Source organism: Gordonia sp. CPCC 206044 (assembly GCF_048537895.1).
Taxonomy (GTDB): domain Bacteria; phylum Actinomycetota; class Actinomycetes; order Mycobacteriales; family Mycobacteriaceae; genus Gordonia.
Window position 1 is genome coordinate 115,980 of sequence record NZ_JBCLVL010000005.1, and the last position, 20,215, is coordinate 136,194.

Here is a 20,215-nt window from a genome sequence, read left to right on the forward strand (position 1 = left end):
GGCGTAGTCGGCTACGCATGCCCTGAGCTGCACGGACCACAAGAATTGGTGCATGGCGAGACAGGGACGTTCCACGACCGTGCATGCGCGGCCGGGTATGCGCGGATTCGGGGCGATCGTCGCCGCGGTCCTGGTGCTGGCGATGGCCGGCTGTATGAAGGACGCGGGATCCGACACCGAGAGCCACGAGGTGGCCCTGGAATCGGCGACGTCACAGGGTGAGTCCCCGTGGACCGAATCCGTCGCCGATCCGGTCGACCCGGCGAAGATCGTCACCCTGGATGCGACCGTCACCGGCGCCGCCGGTCAGGGGCGGACCACCGACGGCGCCGCGGTCGGTATCTACGGTGGCAGTGACGACCAGACGATCTGCGATACGGACCAACTCGTCGGCTTTCTGAACGCCAATCCCGACAAGGCGGCGGCGTGGCGCGAGGTGCTCGGGGTGAGCGACATCGGCGGTTACGTCGCAACGCTGCGGCCGGTGGTGCTGCTGCGTGACACCGTGGTGACCGATCACGGCTACGAGGACGGGCAGGCGACCGCATTCACCGCACTGCTGCAGGCAGACACGGCGGTCCTCGTGGACCCGGACTGGGTTCCGCGTGTGCGCTGCGCCAGCGGCAGCCCGCTGACCCCCACGACAGTGGCCCTCGACAACGCGACCTATACCGGCCAGCGGTGGGCCAACTGGGAGCAGCATCAGGTGGTGCTGCCGCCGAAGTCGACGGACGGGTCCGGCACGACCGGGTCGTCGGAGACCTCCGGACCGTCCGGCTCGGCGCCCTCGGTCGGGTCATCACTCCCGATGCCGCCGTCGGGCGCGCAGAATCCGGAGGACCCCCAAGACGGGTCCCAGGCCCCACAGCCGGGCACCGACGGCGACAACACCGCTCCCGACGAGGACAACGGTCAGACGCCTCCCGATGAGGGAAACACCGATCCGGGGACCGGCGACACCGGGAACCAGCTCCCGGGCGGCGAGGGGGACATGAACAACGGTGGTGGCACCGAGATCGAGCCCCAGGTCGGGGTCGACGAAGCACCGCCGACCCAGAATCCCTAGAGGCGGGACAGGTCATGCAACCAACACGGCTCGGCGCACGGCAACGGGCGGCACACGATGGCAGAACGCAGTGTGCGGCAAGAGTATTCGTCACCCTCACGGTGGCGGGCGTCACCGCGGCATCGACGATGCTGTGGGCGTCGCCCGCGGCAGCCGCACCGGATTCCGCCAACGCGGCCACTCGCGCCGCCGCGGTGATCAAGCCGTCCGTCGTCTACCTGGAGACCTGGTTGCCCGATCACACCCACTATCGGTGCTCGGGTTTCGGGGTCAGTCCGGACGGCTATATCGCCACGGCAGGGCATTGCGTCGATCCCGACCACCTCTCCGGTGCCGAGCAACTGGCCGCCTCCGGCAATCAGATACTGGATCAGATAGCACAGACCGGGATGCGGGTCGCGGTGCTGCTGCCAGGGCCCAGCGGGGAGAAACCCACCCTCGTCGCCTCGCGGGTCGTCGACGCCCGGCCGCAGAATCAGGGTGACGTCGCGTTGGTGAAGGTTCCGCGAACGAATCTGCCGTCTGCACAACTCGCGGCGGGGCCACCGGAGATCGCCCAGCCGGTCCAGTCCTTCGGCTACCCGAAGGAATCCGATGCGCCGGTCGACTACACCAACCTGGAGGCCACCGCGCGCAGCGGCACCGTCAACGCAATCAAGACGATCGGTCCCGCCTCGTTCATCGAGGTCAGTGCCGACCTGGCGCAGGGGATGAGCGGCGGACCGACGATCAACGACGACGGTAAGGTTCTCGGCGTCAACAGCTTTCGTCCCCAGGCGATCGACGACGGCACCGGAGGGTCGTTGAATCCCAACGCCTCCTACATCGCTGCCGCGAGTGAGTTGCGTGAGATGTTGCGCAACAACGGGGTGACACCGGAACTCTCACCCGCCGACGACGCGTACCGTGCGGCGCTCGGCCAGTACTACGACGGTGATTACGGAGAGGCGGCAAAGAATTTCGATCTCGCCGACCAACTGACTCCCGGCTATCCCAATGCCGAGGAACTCAAGACCGATGCGATCCGCAACCGGGAAGCGTCCGGCGATCACGACTCGCAGACCAGCGGTCTGGTCTCGGCACTGCTCATCGGCGGTGGCATCGTCGTGGTGCTGGCCCTGCTGGGAGCCGGTGGCTACTACCTCTACTCGCGGCGTGGCAACCGAGGCGGCGGTGACATGCCGGGTGGGGCGGTCCCGGCGGGAGCGGCGCCTGCGCCGCAACCGGCGCACTCCGGTGCCCCTGCCGCGGCGGGGCCGACGGAAGCGACCCGGCCGGTGCCCGGCGCACCCGCGGGCGACGCCATCCGTTGCCAGAATTGCGGATTCGAGATACCGCCGGGCCAGGCGTTCTGTGGTCGGTGCGGGAAACAGCAGGACTGACGGCGAGCCCGCCGACACCATGCATGAGCACGTTGGGAGACAGAGATCATGCAACGCAGAATCACCACCTATGTCTATTCGAACGACCCCGTCCTGCAGGCGGGTGTGGCCAGTCAGCTCGGACTGCGTCCGGAGGTGATCGTGGTCGGCGAGGCGGCGCTGGACACTGCAGAGGTGGCGGTGGTGGTCGCCGACCAACTCGACGACTCGGTGCGCAGAAATCTGAAGGCACTGCAGCGCAACGGTGTTCCCCGCACCATGCTCGTGCTCGGGGTCATCGACGACGCCGTCGTGGTGGCCGCGGCAGAGGCAGGCGTGAGTGGCCTCGTCCGGCGCGGTGAGGCGACGGCGGACACGTTGACCCGCCACATCCGCAAGGTCGCCGACGGTTGCGGGGTGGTGCCGGCCGACCTCGTCGGAAGTCTGCTCGGTCAGGTTGGCAGGTTGCAGCGCCAGGTGCTCGCGCCTCGCGGCCTGCACTTCTCGGGTCTGACCGAACGCGAGATCGACGTCCTGCGGCTGGTTTCCGAGGGCTACGACACCGCGGCCATCGCCAAACAGCTGTGCTACAGCGAACGGACCGTCAAGAACGTCCTGCACGAGGTGACCACCCGACTCCAGTTGCGCAACCGCTCGCACGCCGTCGCCTATGCGTTGCGTGAGGGGCTGATCTGAGTGATCGACGAGATCGATGCCGCGCTGCGCACGATCATCGTCGACGAGGCGCTGGCGGGAGCCGGGGTGGAACTGTCGTTCGACGCCCCGACCAAGGAGTGGGCGTCGCGGCGCAGCGGACCCACGATCTGCGCCTACCTCTATGACATCCGTGAAGACGTACGGCGGCGTGAGACCGGCTTCGTCAACGAGTACCGGGACGGGCGGACCGTGGCGCGACACCGTCCACCACGGTATTTCCGGCTGTCCTATCTGGTGGCGGCGTGGACGCAGCGGCCCGAAGACGAACACGGTCTGCTGTCGCGCCTGCTGCAACAGATGATCAACTACCAGTCGATCCCGATCGAACGACTCGGTCCGACGCTGCGCGACCTCGGTCTGCCGGTCACGATGACCGTCGCGCTGCCGCCATCGGAGGACCGGTCGTTCGCCGACGTGTGGAGTGCGCTGGGGGGAGAACTCAAGCCGTCGGTGGACGTGGTGATCTGCGCGCCGTTGCCGGTGACCCGCACACAGGTCGTCGGGCCGCCGGTGCGGACACCGGTGCTGCGCACCGGGGACATCCGTGAGCCCGCTCGCGCCGAGGTGGTGCGGGCGCCTCGGGCCGATCGGCGGCGCGAGGATTCGGCATGACCGCCTCGCTGTGGTATCTGCACGCGCGGATGGGGTTGGTGGAGGCCAGGATCCGGGAGGTGGTGGAGTTCCGCAGGCTGGTCGACCCCACCCCGGACGACCCGTTCCGTGGCCTCTACATCGGTGAACCGACGGTCGCCGCACTCTTGGACCCACACGATGACCCACCGTGTGCGGACCACGACCGCCGGGAGTCGATCGAAGGTGAGGCCGACGATCTGGAGGCCGGAGGCGCCGTCGTCGGGCTGCGGACGTTGGCGCGTACCGCCGGACTGACCGAGATCGACGTGGAACTCCTGCTCATCTGCGCACTGCCCGAGATCGATGCGCGGTGGGAGCGGCTGTACGGCTACCTCAATGACGACGTCTCACGGCGCCGTGCCTCTCCCGCTCTGGCGTTGGCGCTGGCCGGGCGTTCCGCGTGGGACGCCGTCGCCCGCGGCCGTCTGGCCGAGGGCGCACCGCTGGTGCGATTGGGCCTGATGTGTGTCGACGATCGGGACCGGCCGTTCCTGACCCGTACGCTGCGCGTGCCCGACCGGGTCGTCGATCACCTGCTCGGCGGCGACGCGGTTCCGCATCCGATCGTCGACCTGCTGGTCGATCCCGGGCGACATGCCGGAGCCGCCGCCACGAGGGTCCGTCGTGCACTGGCCGGAGCATGCGATCTCGTGTACCTCCGCGACGACACCGCCGGAACAGGTTGTGCGGCTGCCGCATCCGCGGTCGCCGAGGGTGGACGCACGGCGGTGATCGTCGATGCGGCTCGCATCGGTGCCGCCGACGTCGACGAACTGCTGCCGATCATCCGCCGAGAGGCCGTGTTGCGCGACGCCGTCGTCATCGTCGACACCTTCCATGAGCTGCCCGCGAGTCGGGCACGTCGCTGTCTGTTCGACTGCCCGACCCCGGTGATCTGTGTCGGTCAGGGCCCGTGGTCTCCGGAAGCCTGCGATCGGTTGCCGGTGGTCGTCGAGGTACCGGTGACGGGACCCGACGAACGAGCCACCACATGGCGAGACGGGCTGGCGGACGAAGGGTCGGACATCGCCGTCGAGGAACTCGCGGTGTACGCGTTGAACCCGGCGCAGATCCGTCGGGCGGTGGCCAACGCGACCACCGTCGCGGCCATCGAGTCGTCGGATGTCACCGGCCATCACGTGCGTGAGGGCGCCCGGATGCTGAATTCCGCAGGGCTGCAGCGTCTGGCGCGTCGTACGACCCCCGCCGTCGACTGGTCCGATCTGGTGCTGCCCGCGGCGACGTTGGCGATGCTGCACGACCTCGGTGCGCGGGCACGCCACCGGGATCGTGTGCTGGGTGAATGGCGGATGCGGCGCGGCGGTGGGCGCGGCGACGGGGTGATCGGTCTGTTCGCGGGCGATTCCGGCACCGGCAAGACGATGGCGGCCGAAGTGCTCGCCGACGATCTCGGTCTGGACATGTACACCGTCGATCTCGCGTCGGTGGTGTCGAAGTGGATCGGGGAGACCGAGAAGAATCTGGATCGCATCTTCGCCGAGGCCGAGTCGGTGCATGCGGTACTGGTCTTCGATGAGGCCGATGCGCTGTTCGGCAAACGCAGCGAGGTCCGCGACGCACAGGATCGGCACGCCAACGTCGAGACCGCATACCTGCTGCAGCGCATGGAATCCTTCCGCGGGCTGGCGATCCTGACCACCAATCTGCGTGCCAACCTCGACGACGCGTTCACCCGGCGGCTCGACGCCGTCATCGAGTTCGGTCGCCCGGACGAGGACGCGCGCCGCGAACTGTGGCGTCGATGCCTGAGCGCACCCGTACCCTGTGCCGCCGACGTCGACCTGGATCTCTGTGCCCGGTCATTCGTGATGAACGGCGGCAACATCCGGGCCGCAGCGGTGACCGCGGCCTATCGAGCCGCGGCCGCCGACCGCGCCGTGGTCACCGACGACCTCTACTGGGGCGTGGAGCAGGAGTACCGCAAGCTCGGGCGGCTCATCGGCCCCGAGTTCGAGCGCGCGCCCTCATCGTCGGCGAATACACAGTCCGCCTAGGAATCCCGACACCGCTCCGACGACGACCAGTACCGCGCCGTAGGCGACCCCACCGACGACGATGCCGGTTGTCGTGGTGGCCAGGAAGACCATGTAGCCGACGAAACCTGCGGCCATGGCGATGGCCGCCGTCTGGGTCGTCTTGCCCGACCGCGCGAACACCCCGAGCGCCATCGCGGCCGCGAGCACCAGCACCACGACACGGGCAGGCGGTTGGGTGGCGAACAACTGTCGCAACTCGCCGTCGAGGTCATCCGGGATGGCGACCCCCAACCTATCCACGCCGAAGAAGTGTTCGGGGATGCGCGTCCACGGCGACAGCGCTCCGGCGGCCGCGACCAGGGCGCCGAGGAGGGTCAACACCACCCGGGCGACCGGCATCCAGTCCGACGTCCGCTGAGCGAACGTGCCCTCGCAGGTGACGGTGCCGCGACCGTCGGTCGCCGTGAACGACAGCTGTCGCTCGGCGCTCTCCCCGGCGTCGGGCGGGTTCGCCGTGATCGTCGTCTCCGCCCACACCGATTGCCGCGGCGGCACCTGCACGCTCGCGGGTCGGACCGTGACGCGGGCCGCGGCCTCCGGATCAGAACCGGCGAGATACACGGTCAGCCACTGGTCGGAACCCGCGTTGTCGACGATCAGCCTGCTGTGCCCTGTGGACGTGTTGCGCACCGAGATCTTGCTGGGATGCAGGCGCAGCGCCGCGGTGGTGATGGCGGCCGGTGACCGCGACAGGGTCAATGTGCCGGTGGTCTCGGCTTCCTCGACCTCATCGTTCGCGAGAACACTGAACGGATAGGAGACATCCTTGCCGATCTCGGGCGGCTCGGCCTCGACGGTGAGCCGCATGGTCGCGATCCGTCCCGCCGCCACGTCGATCCGAGATGTCGGAAATGTGAACGACACCCGACCCTCGGGGTCGCGGCCGCCGACGGTGAGCGTGCGGTCCTGGGTTCCGCGGCGATTGTCGACGACGAGCAGCAGGTCGGCCATCGCGAAGTCCTTGACCCGCATGACACTCGGCTCCAGTCGCAGGGTGACCGGCACATGCTCGGGGGCCTGCGAGCGCTGCTGTGTCACCGTCACCGACGTCTCGGTGTGCTCGTCGTCGCTCGTGGCCGTGATCGCCAGGCGCCGCTCGGTGGTCGCGCCGTGGTCGAGTTCGGGCATGGCAAACGCGAGCGTTGCCGTCGCGGTGGCACCCGCTTCGACGGTGCAGCGCGCCGGCGTGACGTCGAATCTCACCACACCCTCGGGCTCGGTTGCCGTCAACGACACCGTCTGCGGATAATTCGATGCCGAGTTATCCAGGGCCAGTTGTGCTTTGCCTTCGTTCTCATCGAGGAGCCGGATCATCGAGGGATGTGCGGTGACCGTCACCGGCCGCCCGAAGCGGGGGACCGTCAGCTCCACGCGGGCGGGCGTGCTCTTGTGTTCGTCGGTCAGCGAGCAGATGAGCAGATCCACGCTCACCGTCTGGGCCTCGGGTACCGGGCCGTCGGCGAGGCCGAACGTGACCGGGACCATCGCGTCGGAGCGGGGGAGCAGTCGGATCTCCTCGTGGGTCACGCGCAGCCAGGACGGCGCGGTCGGGATCTGCACGACGTAGCCGTCGACGACGGGCGACGGGTTGTACATGTGCAGTGACATCGGCACGGCGACTTCGGGATCCAGTGTGAGCGCCGTCTGGTCCGCCTCGACCGTCGGTGCGATCACGCGACTCGCGTCCGCGGCCGTCGCCGGGGTGACCGGTGTTGTCGTCGACATACCCGACGGGGTGGCCGGCCGCGCGGGGGCGGCCGTCTGCGACCACCCGAAATACGCGTCGCATTCGGTGCAGAACTGGGTCCCCGGTGGGTTCGCGGCTCCACACGCCTCGCAGATGATGTCGCTCATGGCTGGCTCTTTCGCTTCGGCGGCGTCGGCTCACGTCGTCGCATGCTCAGCCTCGCATCGGTCGCGTGCCGCCCCAATCTCGAACGGTCCCCTCCGAGCTACCCGATCGTGCAGACATCGTTGCCCTCGGTGGTTCGGGTGTGCGCGGTTCTGCTGTGGGCTGCGGACTGGGGGCGGCCCGGACGCTGTGTGAGACGGGTCCGCGGGTGGGGGCGCCTCCGGACTGCACGAAAGTCGATGGCGCACCCTGGAATCCGCCCACGATCTGGCACGACCCTGAAACCTGTCCCGGTGAGGACGGTGAGGACGTTTATGTCCCTGCCACCTCGCTGGTGGGCGGTTATCGGGGGCAAGCAGAATCCTGGGCAGATTTCGGTGGACGTCAGTGCCCGACGACCCGGGCGGCGGTCTCGGTGGCCTCGCGTTCGAAGCGGTCCGACGGGTGGCTGACGCTCAGGCCGTCGCCCGTCGGCGTGCCGTCGACCGGACCGCTGCGTTGCTGCACGACATGGGTCAGTTCGTGGGCCAAGGTGGTGCGACCTGCGGTGCTGGCCGGATCGTAAGCGCCCCGGCCGAACACGATGTCGGAGCCGACGGTGTACGCATGGGCATTGACGGCGAGTGCAGACTCCTGGGCACTGCCGTTGTCATGGATGCGGACATCGCCGAAATCGTGCCCGAGCCGGGACTCCATGTCCGTTCGCACCTGCGGATCGAGTGGCCGCCCGCCCTGCGAAAGAACATTCTGTACCGACTGGGCCGGCGACATCACGCCGGCGACTGCCGCGTTACCCGCCGCGCGTTGGAGATCGGCAAGGGGAGAGTCGGCGAACAACGCCGACAACGAGGTTCCGGCACTGGAGCGGGAGGCATCACGGGCTCGCGCCGTGCTCTCGGCAGCGGGCGCGTGGGGTTGTGTCGCGTGCAAACGCTGTTGCATGTTCGCAGCGTAGGCCGCCGCCCGAGTCTTCGGCACCGGCCCGCCGTCACTCTGCCCGAAAGGACATCCGGAACTGCCCCTCGCACCGGCCGAACGCACATTCTGCGGCGCCGACGATGAGCCCATCATCGATGGAAACCGCAGCCTCACACGGCGAATCAGGAGAACACCATGCCAACGTATCTCTCACCCGGTGTCTACGTCGAGGAGGTGGCGTCCGGTTCGCGGCCCATCGAGGGCGTCGGTACCGCGGTCGCCGCATTCGTGGGGCTCGCCGAGAGCGGCCCGTTCGACACTCCGACCCTGGTGTCCAACTGGACCCAGTTCACCTCCACCTTCGGGGGGTTCTTGGCCAACACCGCGCTGGCCCAGTCGGTCTTCGCGTACTTCCAGAACGGTGGCGGCAACTGTTACATCGTGCGGATCGGACACGGGGCGGATCCGTCGGGCAATGGCGATGCGCGCAAGGCCATCGAGGCGCGGCCGGCTCAGGCGGAGGTGGGCAACCTCAAGGTGATCGCACTCGACGAGGCGGCACCCGATCGCAGCCTGTCGGTGGAGGTCGCCGACCCCGACGACGGCGCCCCCGAGGGCAGCGTCAAGGTCGTGGTGAAACGCGGCGACGAGGTCGTCGAACAACACACGGGGCTGGTCTCCGGACGTGGACAGAACAGCCTGAAGACCGTGGTGAACAACGAGTCCAAGGTGATCAAGCTCGAGACCGTCACCGGCCAGTCCGGCGCCGAGATCGTGAAGGGCGCCTCCGCGGTCCTGGTCTCCCCGCCGCCGACGGCGGATGTCCCGTCCACGCTGGGAACGCAGGACTACGTCGGTGACGTGGAGTCCCGCACCGGCGTCTCCGGGCTCGAGGCCGTCGACGACATCACGATGGTCGCGATCCCCGATCTGATGACCGCGTACGCACAGAAGTCCATCGATCTGGACACGGTGAAATCCGTTCAGCTGGCGATGATCGCACACTGCGAACTGATGGGCGACAGGATGGCCATCCTGGACACACCGCCCGGTCTGAATGCCCAGCAGGTGAAGCAATGGCGCACCGAGACAACAGGTTATGACTCGAAGTACGCCGCGATGTACTGGCCGTGGATCGGTGTCGGGAAAGGCGAGTATCTGCCGCCGTCGGGCTTCATGGCCGGGATCTGGGGTCGCAACGACGACACCCGAGGCGTGCACAAGGCGCCCGCGAACGAGGTGGTGCGCGGGGCTCTCGACGTGCAGACGCAGATCACCCGCAACGAGCATGACCTACTGAATCCCTCTGGTGTCAACTGCATCCGGGCCTTTCCGGGTCGCGGTATCCGCGTGTGGGGTGCCCGGACGATGTCGTCCGATCCGGAATGGCGGTACCTCAACATCCGGCGGCTGTTCAACTATCTGGAGGAGTCGATCCTCGACGGCACCAACTGGGTCGTGTTCGAACCCAACGATCCTGCCCTGTGGGCCCGGTTGCGGCGCACCATCAGTGCGTTCCTGGTCAACGAATGGCGTCGCGGGGCGCTGTTCGGGGTGACACCCGACGAGGCCTTCTTCGTCAAATGTGACGCCGAGACGAATCCCGCCGAGGGGATCGACGCAGGCGAAGTGGTCTGTCAGATCGGTGTGGCGCCGGTGAAGCCTGCCGAGTTCGTCATCTTCCGGCTCTCCCAGTACTCCGGCGGCACCAGCCTCGTCGCCGAATGACCGCCACGACGAAAGTGATGTGACACCATGGCACTCCCCGAATTCGACAGCTCCGTCGGCCATTCCTTCGGCCTGGAGTTCGACGGCATCCAGATCAAGAGCATCACCGAGGTCAACGGGCTCAAGATGGAACAGGACGTCATCGAGTACAAATCCAATTCCGCCAGCGACGGCAAGTATTCGATCAAGAAGCTTCCCGGTCGGTGGAAGGCCGGCGAGATGACGTTGACCCGGCCGCTCACCGACGACAACAGTTTCGACAAGTGGATCAAGGATTCGCAGCTCGGCAAGATGGGCGATGTCCGCAAGGGCGGCGCGATCGTGGTCTACGACTACGAGGGCAGCGCGGTGAAGCGGTACAAGGTCACCAACGCATGGCCCAAGAGCCTCGAGGTCAACACGATGAAGGCCGGGGACACCAGCGTGCTCACCGAGAAGCTGGTGCTCACCTACGAACGGCTGGAGGTCGACGGTGCGTAGAACGCATGGCGGCGCCGCACTTCTCGATCATCCAGGTGACGACAGGCCTGTCGAACACGGATCGGTCGGGGAGGCGCTGTGCACCGAGTTCGACTTCGTGCTCCCGAGGGGCTACGTGGATGCGGCTGGTGTCGTCCACCGCGACGGGACCATGCGATTGGCCACCGCGCGTGACGAACTCGTGTCCCAACGTGACGACCGCGTCCGGGAGAACCCGGGCTATCTGACGGTGGTACTCATCAGCCGGGTGACGACCCGACTCGGTGATCTCGACGATGTCCACGCCGGGGTCGTGGAATCGATGTTCGCCTCCGATCTGGCATTTCTCCAGGATCTCTACCGACGGGTGAATCAGGAGGGCCACACCCGGGCGGGGGTCGTGTGCCCGCACTGCAGCGGCGAGTTCGCCGTCGACCTCTCGGGTGGCCGCCTGGGGGAATAGCAACGTACGAGATCGATCATCTGTACCGCGAGATCTCGTACGTCGCACTGAATTTCCACTGGAGCAGAGGTGAGATCCTCGACCTCGAGCATGCCGAACGGCAGCGGTACGTCCGACTGATCAACGACCTGACATCCACGGACTGAGACATGACATCTCAACCGACTGGGACCTGACGTCCACCGAGTGCGCAGAAGGGGTGACGCGATGAACTGGCGATGGCCGTGGCGCCGTCCGGTCGAGACCGGCAGCCTGCAGCGCAGCGCGAGCCCGGTGCCCGACGTCGGTCCTTCGCGTCCCACCCGTGCGGCGATCGCGCCGATGCGCATCGCCATGGACGACCAGATCAGCACCACCGGTGACTTCGCCACGGCGGTGACCGGGGACCCGCGTCCACTGACGTTGTCGGCGCTGGAGACCACCGTGGACGTGCAACGCGACGCGGCGCTCCTCGACGACCCGGCCACCATCCGGGTCGGACATGTGCAACGGACGATGCCCTGTGCCGCGCCGACGATCATGGCGACGACCGATCGGCGGCCGCCGCCGCTCTCGGCTCCGCAGTCGTCCTCCTGGTCGCACTCGCCCTCGTTGACGACGGGCGATCCTCCGGTGGCCGCGGACAACGATCCCGCCACAGGTGGGATGTTCCCGACGGTTGTCGATGGTCTCGCGACGACGGGGATCTCGGGTGTCACGACCACACCTCTGCCCGGGCCCCTGCAACTGACCCCGATCACCCCGGACGATTCGTCCGTCCCCGAATTCCGCAGCGCTGGTTCGATTTCTGCCCCCTCGACGGTGCTGCCGTCGAGACCTACCGATCCCGCACCTGTGGTGCCGGTCGGCGTGGCAGGCCGAGACGTCCAGCGCCTCCAGACGGTGCCGGTCTCGCGATACGCCCCGCTGTCTCCCCGCGAGCCGGCACCTCCCTCGTTCCCGTCGCCGCCGACGGGGTCCGTGTCCGACGTACCGCAGGTGGTGTCGACCGGACCGCGAGACCCCGCGGACCTGTCGACGGAGGCCGCCGGTACTCCGGCGGGCACGATCGAGTCGCCGGTCAGCCGGGTGGGCGAAACCGACCGGACGACGTTGTCGCACATACCCGACGGTGCGACGAGCGGCACCGTGTTCCCCGGCGACGGGCCGATCGTGTCACGTTCGCTGCAGCTCGACCGGGCGCCCTCCACGTCGGAGCCGGTCACCGCCAGCGAGTCGATCGCAGTGGTGCCCGCGCCGTCGCCGACGGGTGTCGCCGACGTGTCGGTGGTGCAGCGCAGTGAGCAGCTCGTGCAACCGAGGCTTGAGTCGGCGTACGGGACCGGCACGGCGTCGTCGGTGCCGAGGAAGGTTGCCGTGCAGCGAGACACGGCTCGGCCGTCAGAGTTGCCGTTCCCACCACCGACCCAGCCGGCACCGGGCGTACCGAACCGACCGCCGCCACACCAGGTGTCCACGCCATCGACCGGTTCGTGGCCCGTGGCCGTGCAGCGGACCGCGGCACGGCAGCCGGTGCCGACGTACCCGTCGAACCAGGCCGCTGGCGCATCGACCGGTGCGCGACCCGTGCAGCGATCCTCGCCGACACGACCGGCGCCAGCGCCCCAATCGCACCAGCCGGAGGCGCAACAGGCGGCGACATCGAGGAGTTCGCGGCCGGCCGCCGTGCAGCGCACCTCACCCGAACCGATGACTGGCGAGGGCATCGGAGTACCCGAGTCGGCGGACCTGTCGATCACCGCCGCACCCGCCGCCGGCGTGCCGACGACCCGAAGCGCCGAACCCCAGCCGGTCGTGCACCTGGCCCCCGACGCAGCCGTCGTTCCCGCCGCACTCGCGCTTCAACCGACAGCGACGCATCCGACAGCGATGGAACCGCTAGCGATGCAACGGTCCCAGGCGGAGCCGACAGCAATTCGGCGAGCGGCAACACAACCGGTGGCGACACAACCGGCGGCGACACAACGGTCTGGGGCACATGTGCCAGCGTCGGGGCGGTCGGCACAGAACACCCACGGGGGCAGCACATTGCGGTCGATACCGAGGACCGACGGCGCGTCTGCTCGGCCGATCCAACGCAGTGCGGTGGGCCGCCCGGTGTCGTCGTCGGGGCCGTCGTACGACACCTCGTCGGGACCTCCCGACATTCCTGCCGCGACCGCTCATTCGGTGACGACATCGGCGCCGGTGTCGTTCGCGACGATGTTCGGCGTGGGTGGTTCCGGCCCCGTGTCGCCGACCGCGGGCATCGCACAGCGAACGTCGCCGACGGTACGTGCCGAGGGACCGTCGGATGACGGACCGGACGGACCTCAGGTCACGGCACAGCGTTTCGCACTCCCGGTGGTGCCGGGGGAACCGTCACAGTTCCTGCGCGACCGCATGGCGGATACCGCGTCGACGGTCCGCGACCGTCTCGGATCGGCGATACCCGATGCGGCGGGCGGGCCCGACCGACACATCGTCACCGACGCCACGGATGTCGCGGCCGACGCGGCACATTCGGCCATGAGCGGTGTGGCGCAAGGGGTGCACGGTCTTGCGCAGATTCCGGGTGCGGCCACCGGGGCGATCACAAACGAGGCGATCACCGACGCGGCGACCGCCATGACCGCACCACGGACCGGCGCAGGCGCCGAGGATCTCGAAGAACTCGCCCGCCGACTCCACGAACCACTGTCGGCCCGGCTGCGCACCGAACTGTGGCTGGACCGAGAACGTTCCGGCTTGCTGACCGACCGGTGAGCCTGCACCGACACATCGACGTCCATCGACCTTGGGAGACGACATGACCACCGCGGATCCGGCTGTGAGCGTGTGCTTCTCGGTCAGTGTCGATTCGGCTCCGCTCGGCGATTTCGTCAGCTGCGAGGGTCTCGGGCTCGAGATCGTCATGGAGCAGCGAGAGGAGGGCGGAAACAACGGCATGGTGTGGCAGCTACCGACGCGGGTGAAGTACAGCAACATCAAGCTCACCCGACCGGTGGGTGAGGACAGTTACCAACTGGCGGAATGGGTCAGCGCGGTGGTGGCCGGCTACACCCCGACCACGGCAAAGATCGCGGCCAAGAACGGTGACGGCGAGACCGTCGCGGAATGGTCACTCGACGGAGTGCTGCCGGTCCGGTGGACCGGCCCGTCGTTGAGCGTGGACAACCCCAAGGTGGCGATCGAGACCCTCGAACTCGTCCATCGCGGTATCCGCGGGTCGAAGGGAGATGAGTGATGGGCGCGGCGGTGGCGCTGTCCGCGCCGTCGGCCGGGTCATCGGGGCAGTCGACCTCCGCCGACCAGATCGTCCACGCCGAGCTGGAGCTCTACGAACCGACCAAGGCCCCGGGCGGAGCGAAACCGGGAGCGCCGCTGGGGTCCATCGCGTTCCAGTTCAACCCCCGGGAGGTGACCATCACCAAGGCCGCGAAATGGGAGAGCAAGCCGACCAAAGGCGCGGCCAAGGCCGGCGCCGCGGAGTTCATGGGCGCCCAGCCGTGCACGCTCTCGCTGGAGATGTTCCTCGACGGCACCGAGAAGCACGACGACAGCGTGGCGAAGGGCGTCGATCGGCTCATGGCATGTTGCGTGCCGACCAGCGCCACCACCGGGACACCCAAGGCGATGCCGCCGCTGGTCGTCTTCAAATGGGGTGGGTTGACGAGCTTTCCGGGTTTCATCACCAAGGTGACGGCGAAGTTCACCCTGTTCGCCGCCGACGGCGCACCGCTGCGCGCGGTGTGCACCGTGGATCTCGAGGAGATGCCGGGCGGCAAGGGCGGACAGAATCCGACATCGCGGGCCGCGGCCGCGCGACGCACCCATGTCCTGGTCGCGGGGGAGTCGTTGGCGATCATCGCGCATCGCGAGTACGGCGATCCCAACCGGTGGCGTGCCATCGCCGACTTCAACGGCATCGACGACCCGATGCGTGTTCCGTCGGGCACCGTGATCCGATTGCCCGGTGTCGACGACGTGCGTGGCGGGCGGTGACCCGTGGCCACCACATCCGGATTCACCATCGCCGTCGGCGGGACACCGCTGCCCGACACGGTGATGCTGCAGTTGGTGTCGGCATACGTGGACACCAACACCGGGCTGCCCGACGCCTTCGCACTCCGGTTCCGTGACAACGCGCGCGGAGTGCTCACCGACGGGGGCATCCGGATCGGTGCGCCGATCCGGATCGCCATCAGCACCGATGCGCAACCTGCCCCGAAGGACCTCCTGATCGGGGAGATCACCGCGATCGAAGCCGAGTTCGAGAAGTCCGGCACATTCACCACCGTGCGCGGATACGACCAGTCACATCGCCTGTTCCGGGGGCGCCACACCGCAGCCTTCACCCAGGCGACGGCGTCGGACGCCGCAACCCAGTGCGCGCGCCGGGCCGGGCTCCGTCCGGGACGCATCGTCGCGTCGCCGACCGTCTACGACCACATCTCCCAACGCGACCAGACCGATTGGGAGTTCCTCACCGCCCTGGCCCGCGGTATCGGATATCGGGTCGGGGTCTGCGACGGCGCCCTGGATTTCGGTCCACCGACCGAGGCGCAGAGTGCTCCCGGCGCGGACCCGGAGAATCCACTGGTGCTGCGCTTCGGCGTCGACATCACGCGGTTGCGTTCGTCGATCACCGCTGCCGAACAGGTCGGGCACGTCGAAGTCCGTGGTTGGGACGTGGCGACCAAACAACCCATCGTCGGGACCGCGCAGCCGGACGCGCCCAGCGCCCGGCTCGGCGACGTCGACCCGGCGGGGCTGGCGGGCGTGTTCGGCAACCGCACCCACGTCGAATCCGATCGCGGACTGCGCTCTCAGGCCGAAGCCGACGAGGCCGCCCGAGCACGAGCTCAGACGATCGCCAGCGGCTACTGCGAGATCGATGCCGTGTGCACCGGCAATCCGGCGCTGCGCGCGGGTGTCGCGGTCGCGGTGAGCGACCTCGGTGCCCCGTTCGACGGCAAGTTCGTGCTCACCGCGGCCCGCCACCGCTACGAGCCCAACGGCGGATACACCACCGCCATCGCCGTCTCGGCGGCGCACGACCGCAGCCTGCTGGGGCTGACGTCGGCCGGCGCGGCGCGTCCGGGCGACAGGGGAGCCGGCGTGGTGGTCGCACAGGTCACCGACATCAACGATCCCGAGGGCCGAGGCCGTGTGCGACTGGCATTTCCGCAGCTGTCCGACGACTACGTCAGCGGATGGGCTCGCACCGTGATGGCCGGCGCCGGCAAAGACCGCGGCGCCCTGATCATGCCGGAGGTCGGCGACGAGGTGCTCGTCGCCTTCGAACGCGGCGACGGCGATCACCCGTATGTGCTGGGCGGACTGTTCAACGGTGTCGACACCCCCGACAAGCGCGGAGTCACGCTGGTGGACAACGGTTCCGGAGCGGCGAACCGACGTTCCGTGGTGTCTCGGCGCGGCCACCGAATCGACCTCAACGACGAGGACGGTCGGACCGAGGGAGTGGTCGTCGCCACCGGCGACGACGCGCTGCGGATCGAACTCGACGCGGTGGGCCGGGCCATCACGGTGCGCAGTGCGGGGACGATCGCGATCAAGGCCGACCAGGGCATCACCCTCGACGCCGGCGCAGGGACGCTCGGACTGCGTGGCGGTCGCGTCACGGTCGATGCATCGACCGCCGCCCAGCTCTCCGCTTCCGGTCCGCTCACGGTGCAGGGCACACCCATCAAACTCAACTGAGGAGAAGAGACCATGCCACCCGCAGCCCGGGTCGGAGACCCGACCGCCCACCCCGGCGTCATCGGGCCGCCCGGCTGCCCGACGGTGCTCATCGGCGGAATGCCCGCGGCGACCGTCGGCACGCCGCACATCTGTTCGTTCCCGCCGCCGGCGGTACACCCACCCACGACCATCGCAGGCCCGGGCTGCCCGACCGTGCTGATCGGCGGTCGTCCCGCGGCTCGCGTCGGCGACCTGGCCGGTTGCGGTGCCCCGGTGATCGCCGGAGCCCCCACCGTGCTGATCGGATGAGAGGTCGACATCATCATGGACACAAGACCTTCCGTCGACTTCGTCGGCCGCGGATGGGCGTTTCCGATCCGGACCGATCCGACCGGGGCATTCGCGCTCGCCGGGGGAGGGGTCGACGTCGAGCAGGCGATCGAGATCATCCTGCGGACAGCACCGGGTGAGCGGCCGATGCGTCCCGAATTCGGCTGCCGCATCAACGATCACGTGTTCTCGCCGGCGAATGCCGCGACCGCTGCGTCCATCGCGCGCGATGTGCGGACGGCACTCGAGGACTGGGAGCCACGCATCGACGTCGAGGACATCGGCGTCGACTTCTCCGCCGCGGATCGCGGCACCTTCCACATCGACGTCCGCTACCGCATCCACGGCCGCAACGACATCCGCAATCTGGTGTTCCCTTTCTACGTGATCCCCGACGAACCCGATGACTCCGGCGCCGTCGCCGATGCCACCCCACCGACCGAGATGAGATGACCGCCATGCTGCCCGCCCCCGACCTCGACGACCGGCACTTTCAGACACTCGTCGACGACGCACGCCGCCTGGTGCGCGAACGGTTTCCGGAATGGAGTGATCACAACATCTCCGATCCGGGGATCACCCTGATCGAGGCGGTGGCCACCATGGTCGACCAACTCATCTACCGACTGAACCGGGTGCCGGATCGCAACTATCTGAAGTTCCTCGATCTGCTCGGTCTCGAGATGCGCCCCGCGTCCACCGCACGGACACGCGTGACGTTCTGGCTGTCGGCGCCGCAGCCGCAAACCGTCGAGGTGCGGACCGACACCGAGGTGGGGACGGTCCGCACCGACATCGCCGAATCGGTCGTGTTCTCCACCGAACGCAACCTCGCGATCGTCCCGTGCAGCGCCGAGCGCGTGTTCGCGGCACCCGCGGGCACCCCACCCACCGACCGGAGTCTGTCTCTGGGCCACGGTGGTTTCGACTGTTTCGCCGCCACCCCGCGGCCTGATGACGCGCTGCTCATCGAACTGTCGGCGCCGGTGCCGTCGTGTGCGGTACTGCTGCGTTTCACCTGCCGGGTGGCCGGAGTCGGGGTGGATCCCCGCCATCCGCCGCTGCAGTGGGAGGCGCTGACCGGACACGGATGGGTGCCGTGTGATCTCGGACTCGACGAGACAGGCGGCCTCAACGAGCCCGGTGACGTCGTCGTGCACCTTCCCGACGATCATGCCCGCGCGGTGGTCGCAGGCAATCGCGGCGCATGGCTGCGCTGCCGCGTGGTCGACGCCATTGCCGGGCAGAGCGCCTACTCGCGTTCACCGCACATCGAGGCGGTGAGCGCACAGACCATCGGCGGCACGGTCGGCGCCGCGCATTCGCAAGGCGTCAGTGGCGAGGTCCTCGGCATCTCCGACGGCACGGTGGCGCAACGGTTCTCGCTGCACCAAGGTCCCGTGGTGCCGTCCGACGAACTGACCGTGTCGGTCTCCGACGGCGGAACCCGCGCCACCTGGACGGCCGTCGAGGACTTCGCCGACTGCGGTCCCGACGACCAGGTGTTCCACCTCGACGCCGTCTCCGGGGAGATCGTGTTCGGACCGGCCATCCGTGAGGCCGACGGTTCGTTGCGGTCCTACGGGGCGGTGCCGGGCAAAGGCGCGGTCGTCGGCGTCGACGAGTACCGGATCGGTGGTGGTGCCCGAGGCAACGTCGGGGTCGGACAGATCCGGGTGCTCAAGACGAGTGTGCCGTTCGTGTCCCGGGTGGAGAACCGGGTCGCCGCCGTCGGTGGCGCGCAGGCCGAGACCATCGACGAGCTCAAACTGCGCGGACCGGTGGTGCTGCGCTCCCGCGGGCGCGCGGTCACCGCAGAAGATTTCGAGGAGCTCACCCGGCAGGCGGCACCGGAGATCGCCCGCGCCCATTGCCTGCCCGCCGACGAGACGGGGGCGGGGTCGGTACGTCTGCTCGTGGTCCCGCATGTGGCGTCGGACGCCGAAGGTCAGATCCGCCTGCACGATCTCACCCCGTCGCCGGACACCCTGGCGGCGATCGCCGAGCATCTCGAACGTCGCCGCCTGATCGGTACGCGGCTGCTCGTCGAACCGCCGCGCTACATCGGGGTGACCGTGTTGGTCAGGGTCACCGCCGCCGTCGGTTTCGAACGGCAGGCGGTCGCGGCCGACGTCACGGTGCGGCTCTACCGACTGCTGCACCCGGTGTACGGGGGCCGTAGCGGCAACGGCTGGACGGTGGGCCGTTCGCTCGGTGAACCCGACATCGCCGCCGCCGTCGCCGACGTCCCCGGCGTCGACATGGGACAGGACGTGAGCGTCGAGCTGTTCGCCGTCAACCCGGCGACCGGGCGGCGCAGCCCGGAGCCGACCGACCGATTGTCCTTGCCGCCCAACGGGTTGTTCCTGTCACATCAACATCAGGTGCGGGTGGTGTAGATGCGCGGAGAACTACCGGAGGTGTTGAGCCCCTTCCCGGTCGGCGCCACACTGCCGTCGATCTACATCGACGATCCGTGTGCCCAGGGGCTGTGTGCAGTCTTCGACCGGATGTTGGCGCCCGTGCTCGCGGTGCTCGATTCCTTTCCCGCGCATCTGGATCCGGGGACCGCACCGGACGACTCGTTGAGCTGGCTGGCCGCGTGGATCGGGCTGGTCCTCGACGGTCACGAGAGTGCGGACAAGAAGCGGGAACTGATCTCCGCGGGCGCCGAACTGCTGCGCTGGCGCGGAACCGTGCGCGGTGTCCGAGACGCCATCACCGCGGCGTTCGGGGTGGTGCCCGAGATCGCCGAATCCGGCGGCGTCACCACCTCGGCCGAACCCACCGGGCCGCCGCAGGAACAGGCCGCACCGCTCATCGTGGTCACCCTCGTGGTGGACGACCCGGACACGATCGACCGCCAGCGCCTCGACGGGGTGGTGGCGCGGGTCAAGCCGGCGCACCTGCCGCATCGCGTGGAGGTGGTGGCGCGCTGATCGTGTC

Annotated in this window: 19 protein-coding genes; 17 read left to right on the forward strand and 2 right to left on the reverse strand. The window is 68.5% G+C overall.

Translation table 11 applies throughout. From position 1 onward, the window contains the following. The first annotated feature begins 52 nt into the window (after positions 1 to 52). The 5 genes from AAFP35_RS09210 to AAFP35_RS09230 are packed head-to-tail and all read left to right on the forward strand — an operon-like array spanning position 53 to position 5,792. A complete protein-coding gene (locus AAFP35_RS09210; RefSeq protein ID WP_419221266.1) occupies positions 53 to 1,066 on the forward strand; it encodes a DUF6777 domain-containing protein in 1,014 nt (337 codons plus the stop codon). A 14-nt stretch (positions 1,067 to 1,080) separates the two neighbouring features. Then, entirely contained in the window at positions 1,081 to 2,448 is a 1,368-nt protein-coding gene (locus AAFP35_RS09215; RefSeq protein ID WP_419221267.1) for a trypsin-like peptidase domain-containing protein, read from the forward strand. A gap of 48 nt (positions 2,449 to 2,496) precedes the next feature. Continuing rightward, positions 2,497 to 3,123 carry a response regulator transcription factor gene (locus AAFP35_RS09220; RefSeq protein WP_419221268.1) on the forward strand — a complete coding sequence of 209 codons (627 nt, stop codon included), beginning with the start codon at positions 2,497 to 2,499 and terminating at the stop codon, positions 3,121 to 3,123. Next, positions 3,124 to 3,756 carry a DUF4255 domain-containing protein gene (locus tag AAFP35_RS09225; RefSeq protein WP_419221269.1) on the forward strand — a complete coding sequence of 211 codons (633 nt, stop codon included), beginning with the start codon at positions 3,124 to 3,126 and terminating at the stop codon, positions 3,754 to 3,756. It begins immediately after the preceding gene. Next, positions 3,753 to 5,792, forward strand: coding sequence for an ATP-binding protein (locus AAFP35_RS09230; protein WP_419221270.1), 2,040 nt, complete (start codon positions 3,753 to 3,755; stop codon positions 5,790 to 5,792). Before AAFP35_RS09225 ends, AAFP35_RS09230 begins: the two co-directional genes overlap by 4 nt. Here AAFP35_RS09230 and AAFP35_RS09235 read toward each other — a convergent pair. Both AAFP35_RS09235 and AAFP35_RS09240 read right to left on the reverse strand, forming a co-directional pair. Next, the gene (locus AAFP35_RS09235) at positions 5,763 to 7,688 is read right to left on the reverse strand and encodes a hypothetical protein (RefSeq protein ID WP_419221271.1); all 1,926 of its coding nucleotides are present in this window, start codon (positions 7,686 to 7,688) and stop codon (positions 5,763 to 5,765) included. The genes AAFP35_RS09230 and AAFP35_RS09235 overlap by 30 nt on opposite strands. 382 nt (positions 7,689 to 8,070) lie before the next feature. Then, positions 8,071 to 8,628, reverse strand: a complete 558-nt coding sequence (locus AAFP35_RS09240) for a DUF4157 domain-containing protein (RefSeq protein ID WP_419221272.1) — start codon at positions 8,626 to 8,628, stop codon at positions 8,071 to 8,073. Between the two features lie 171 nt (positions 8,629 to 8,799). Between AAFP35_RS09240 and AAFP35_RS09245 the strand changes: the two genes are divergently transcribed. From AAFP35_RS09245 to AAFP35_RS09300, 12 genes are all read left to right on the forward strand, one after another. Continuing rightward, entirely contained in the window at positions 8,800 to 10,332 is a 1,533-nt protein-coding gene (locus tag AAFP35_RS09245; protein WP_419221273.1) for a phage tail sheath family protein, read from the forward strand. Between the two features lie 27 nt (positions 10,333 to 10,359). Further along, positions 10,360 to 10,812, forward strand: coding sequence for a phage tail protein (locus AAFP35_RS09250; RefSeq protein WP_419221274.1), 453 nt, complete (start codon positions 10,360 to 10,362; stop codon positions 10,810 to 10,812). After that, on the forward strand, positions 10,805 to 11,254 hold the full coding sequence (locus tag AAFP35_RS09255) for a hypothetical protein (protein WP_419221275.1): 450 nt from the start codon (positions 10,805 to 10,807) through the stop codon (positions 11,252 to 11,254). The genes AAFP35_RS09250 and AAFP35_RS09255 overlap by 8 nt, the downstream gene beginning before the upstream one ends. Further along, positions 11,194 to 11,400 carry a DUF6760 family protein gene (locus AAFP35_RS09260; protein WP_419221276.1) on the forward strand — a complete coding sequence of 69 codons (207 nt, stop codon included), beginning with the start codon at positions 11,194 to 11,196 and terminating at the stop codon, positions 11,398 to 11,400. The genes AAFP35_RS09255 and AAFP35_RS09260 overlap by 61 nt, the downstream gene beginning before the upstream one ends. A 61-nt stretch (positions 11,401 to 11,461) precedes the next feature. Next, a complete protein-coding gene (locus AAFP35_RS09265; protein WP_419221277.1) occupies positions 11,462 to 13,999 on the forward strand; it encodes a hypothetical protein in 2,538 nt (845 codons plus the stop codon). 43 nt (positions 14,000 to 14,042) lie between these two features. Continuing rightward, positions 14,043 to 14,480, forward strand: a complete 438-nt coding sequence (locus AAFP35_RS09270) for a phage tail protein (protein ID WP_419221278.1) — start codon at positions 14,043 to 14,045, stop codon at positions 14,478 to 14,480. After that, the gene (locus AAFP35_RS09275) at positions 14,480 to 15,238 is read left to right on the forward strand and encodes a peptidase M23 (protein ID WP_419221279.1); all 759 of its coding nucleotides are present in this window, start codon (positions 14,480 to 14,482) and stop codon (positions 15,236 to 15,238) included. The genes AAFP35_RS09270 and AAFP35_RS09275 overlap by 1 nt, the downstream gene beginning before the upstream one ends. Positions 15,239 to 15,241: 3 nt before the next feature. Continuing rightward, entirely contained in the window at positions 15,242 to 16,957 is a 1,716-nt protein-coding gene (locus AAFP35_RS09280) for a VgrG-related protein (RefSeq protein WP_419221280.1), read from the forward strand. 12 nt (positions 16,958 to 16,969) lie between these two features. Continuing rightward, complete coding sequence (locus AAFP35_RS09285; RefSeq protein ID WP_419221281.1) at positions 16,970 to 17,248, forward strand: PAAR domain-containing protein; 279 nt, start codon at positions 16,970 to 16,972, stop codon at positions 17,246 to 17,248. A gap of 15 nt (positions 17,249 to 17,263) precedes the next feature. After that, positions 17,264 to 17,722: a GPW/gp25 family protein gene (locus tag AAFP35_RS09290; protein ID WP_419221282.1), complete on the forward strand. Its 459-nt coding sequence runs from the start codon at positions 17,264 to 17,266 to the stop codon at positions 17,720 to 17,722. Beyond that, complete coding sequence (locus AAFP35_RS09295; RefSeq protein ID WP_419221283.1) at positions 17,719 to 19,668, forward strand: putative baseplate assembly protein; 1,950 nt, start codon at positions 17,719 to 17,721, stop codon at positions 19,666 to 19,668. Before AAFP35_RS09290 ends, AAFP35_RS09295 begins: the two co-directional genes overlap by 4 nt. Then, entirely contained in the window at positions 19,669 to 20,208 is a 540-nt protein-coding gene (locus AAFP35_RS09300) for a phage tail protein (protein ID WP_419221284.1), read from the forward strand. Positions 20,209 to 20,215: the final 7 nt, after the last annotated feature.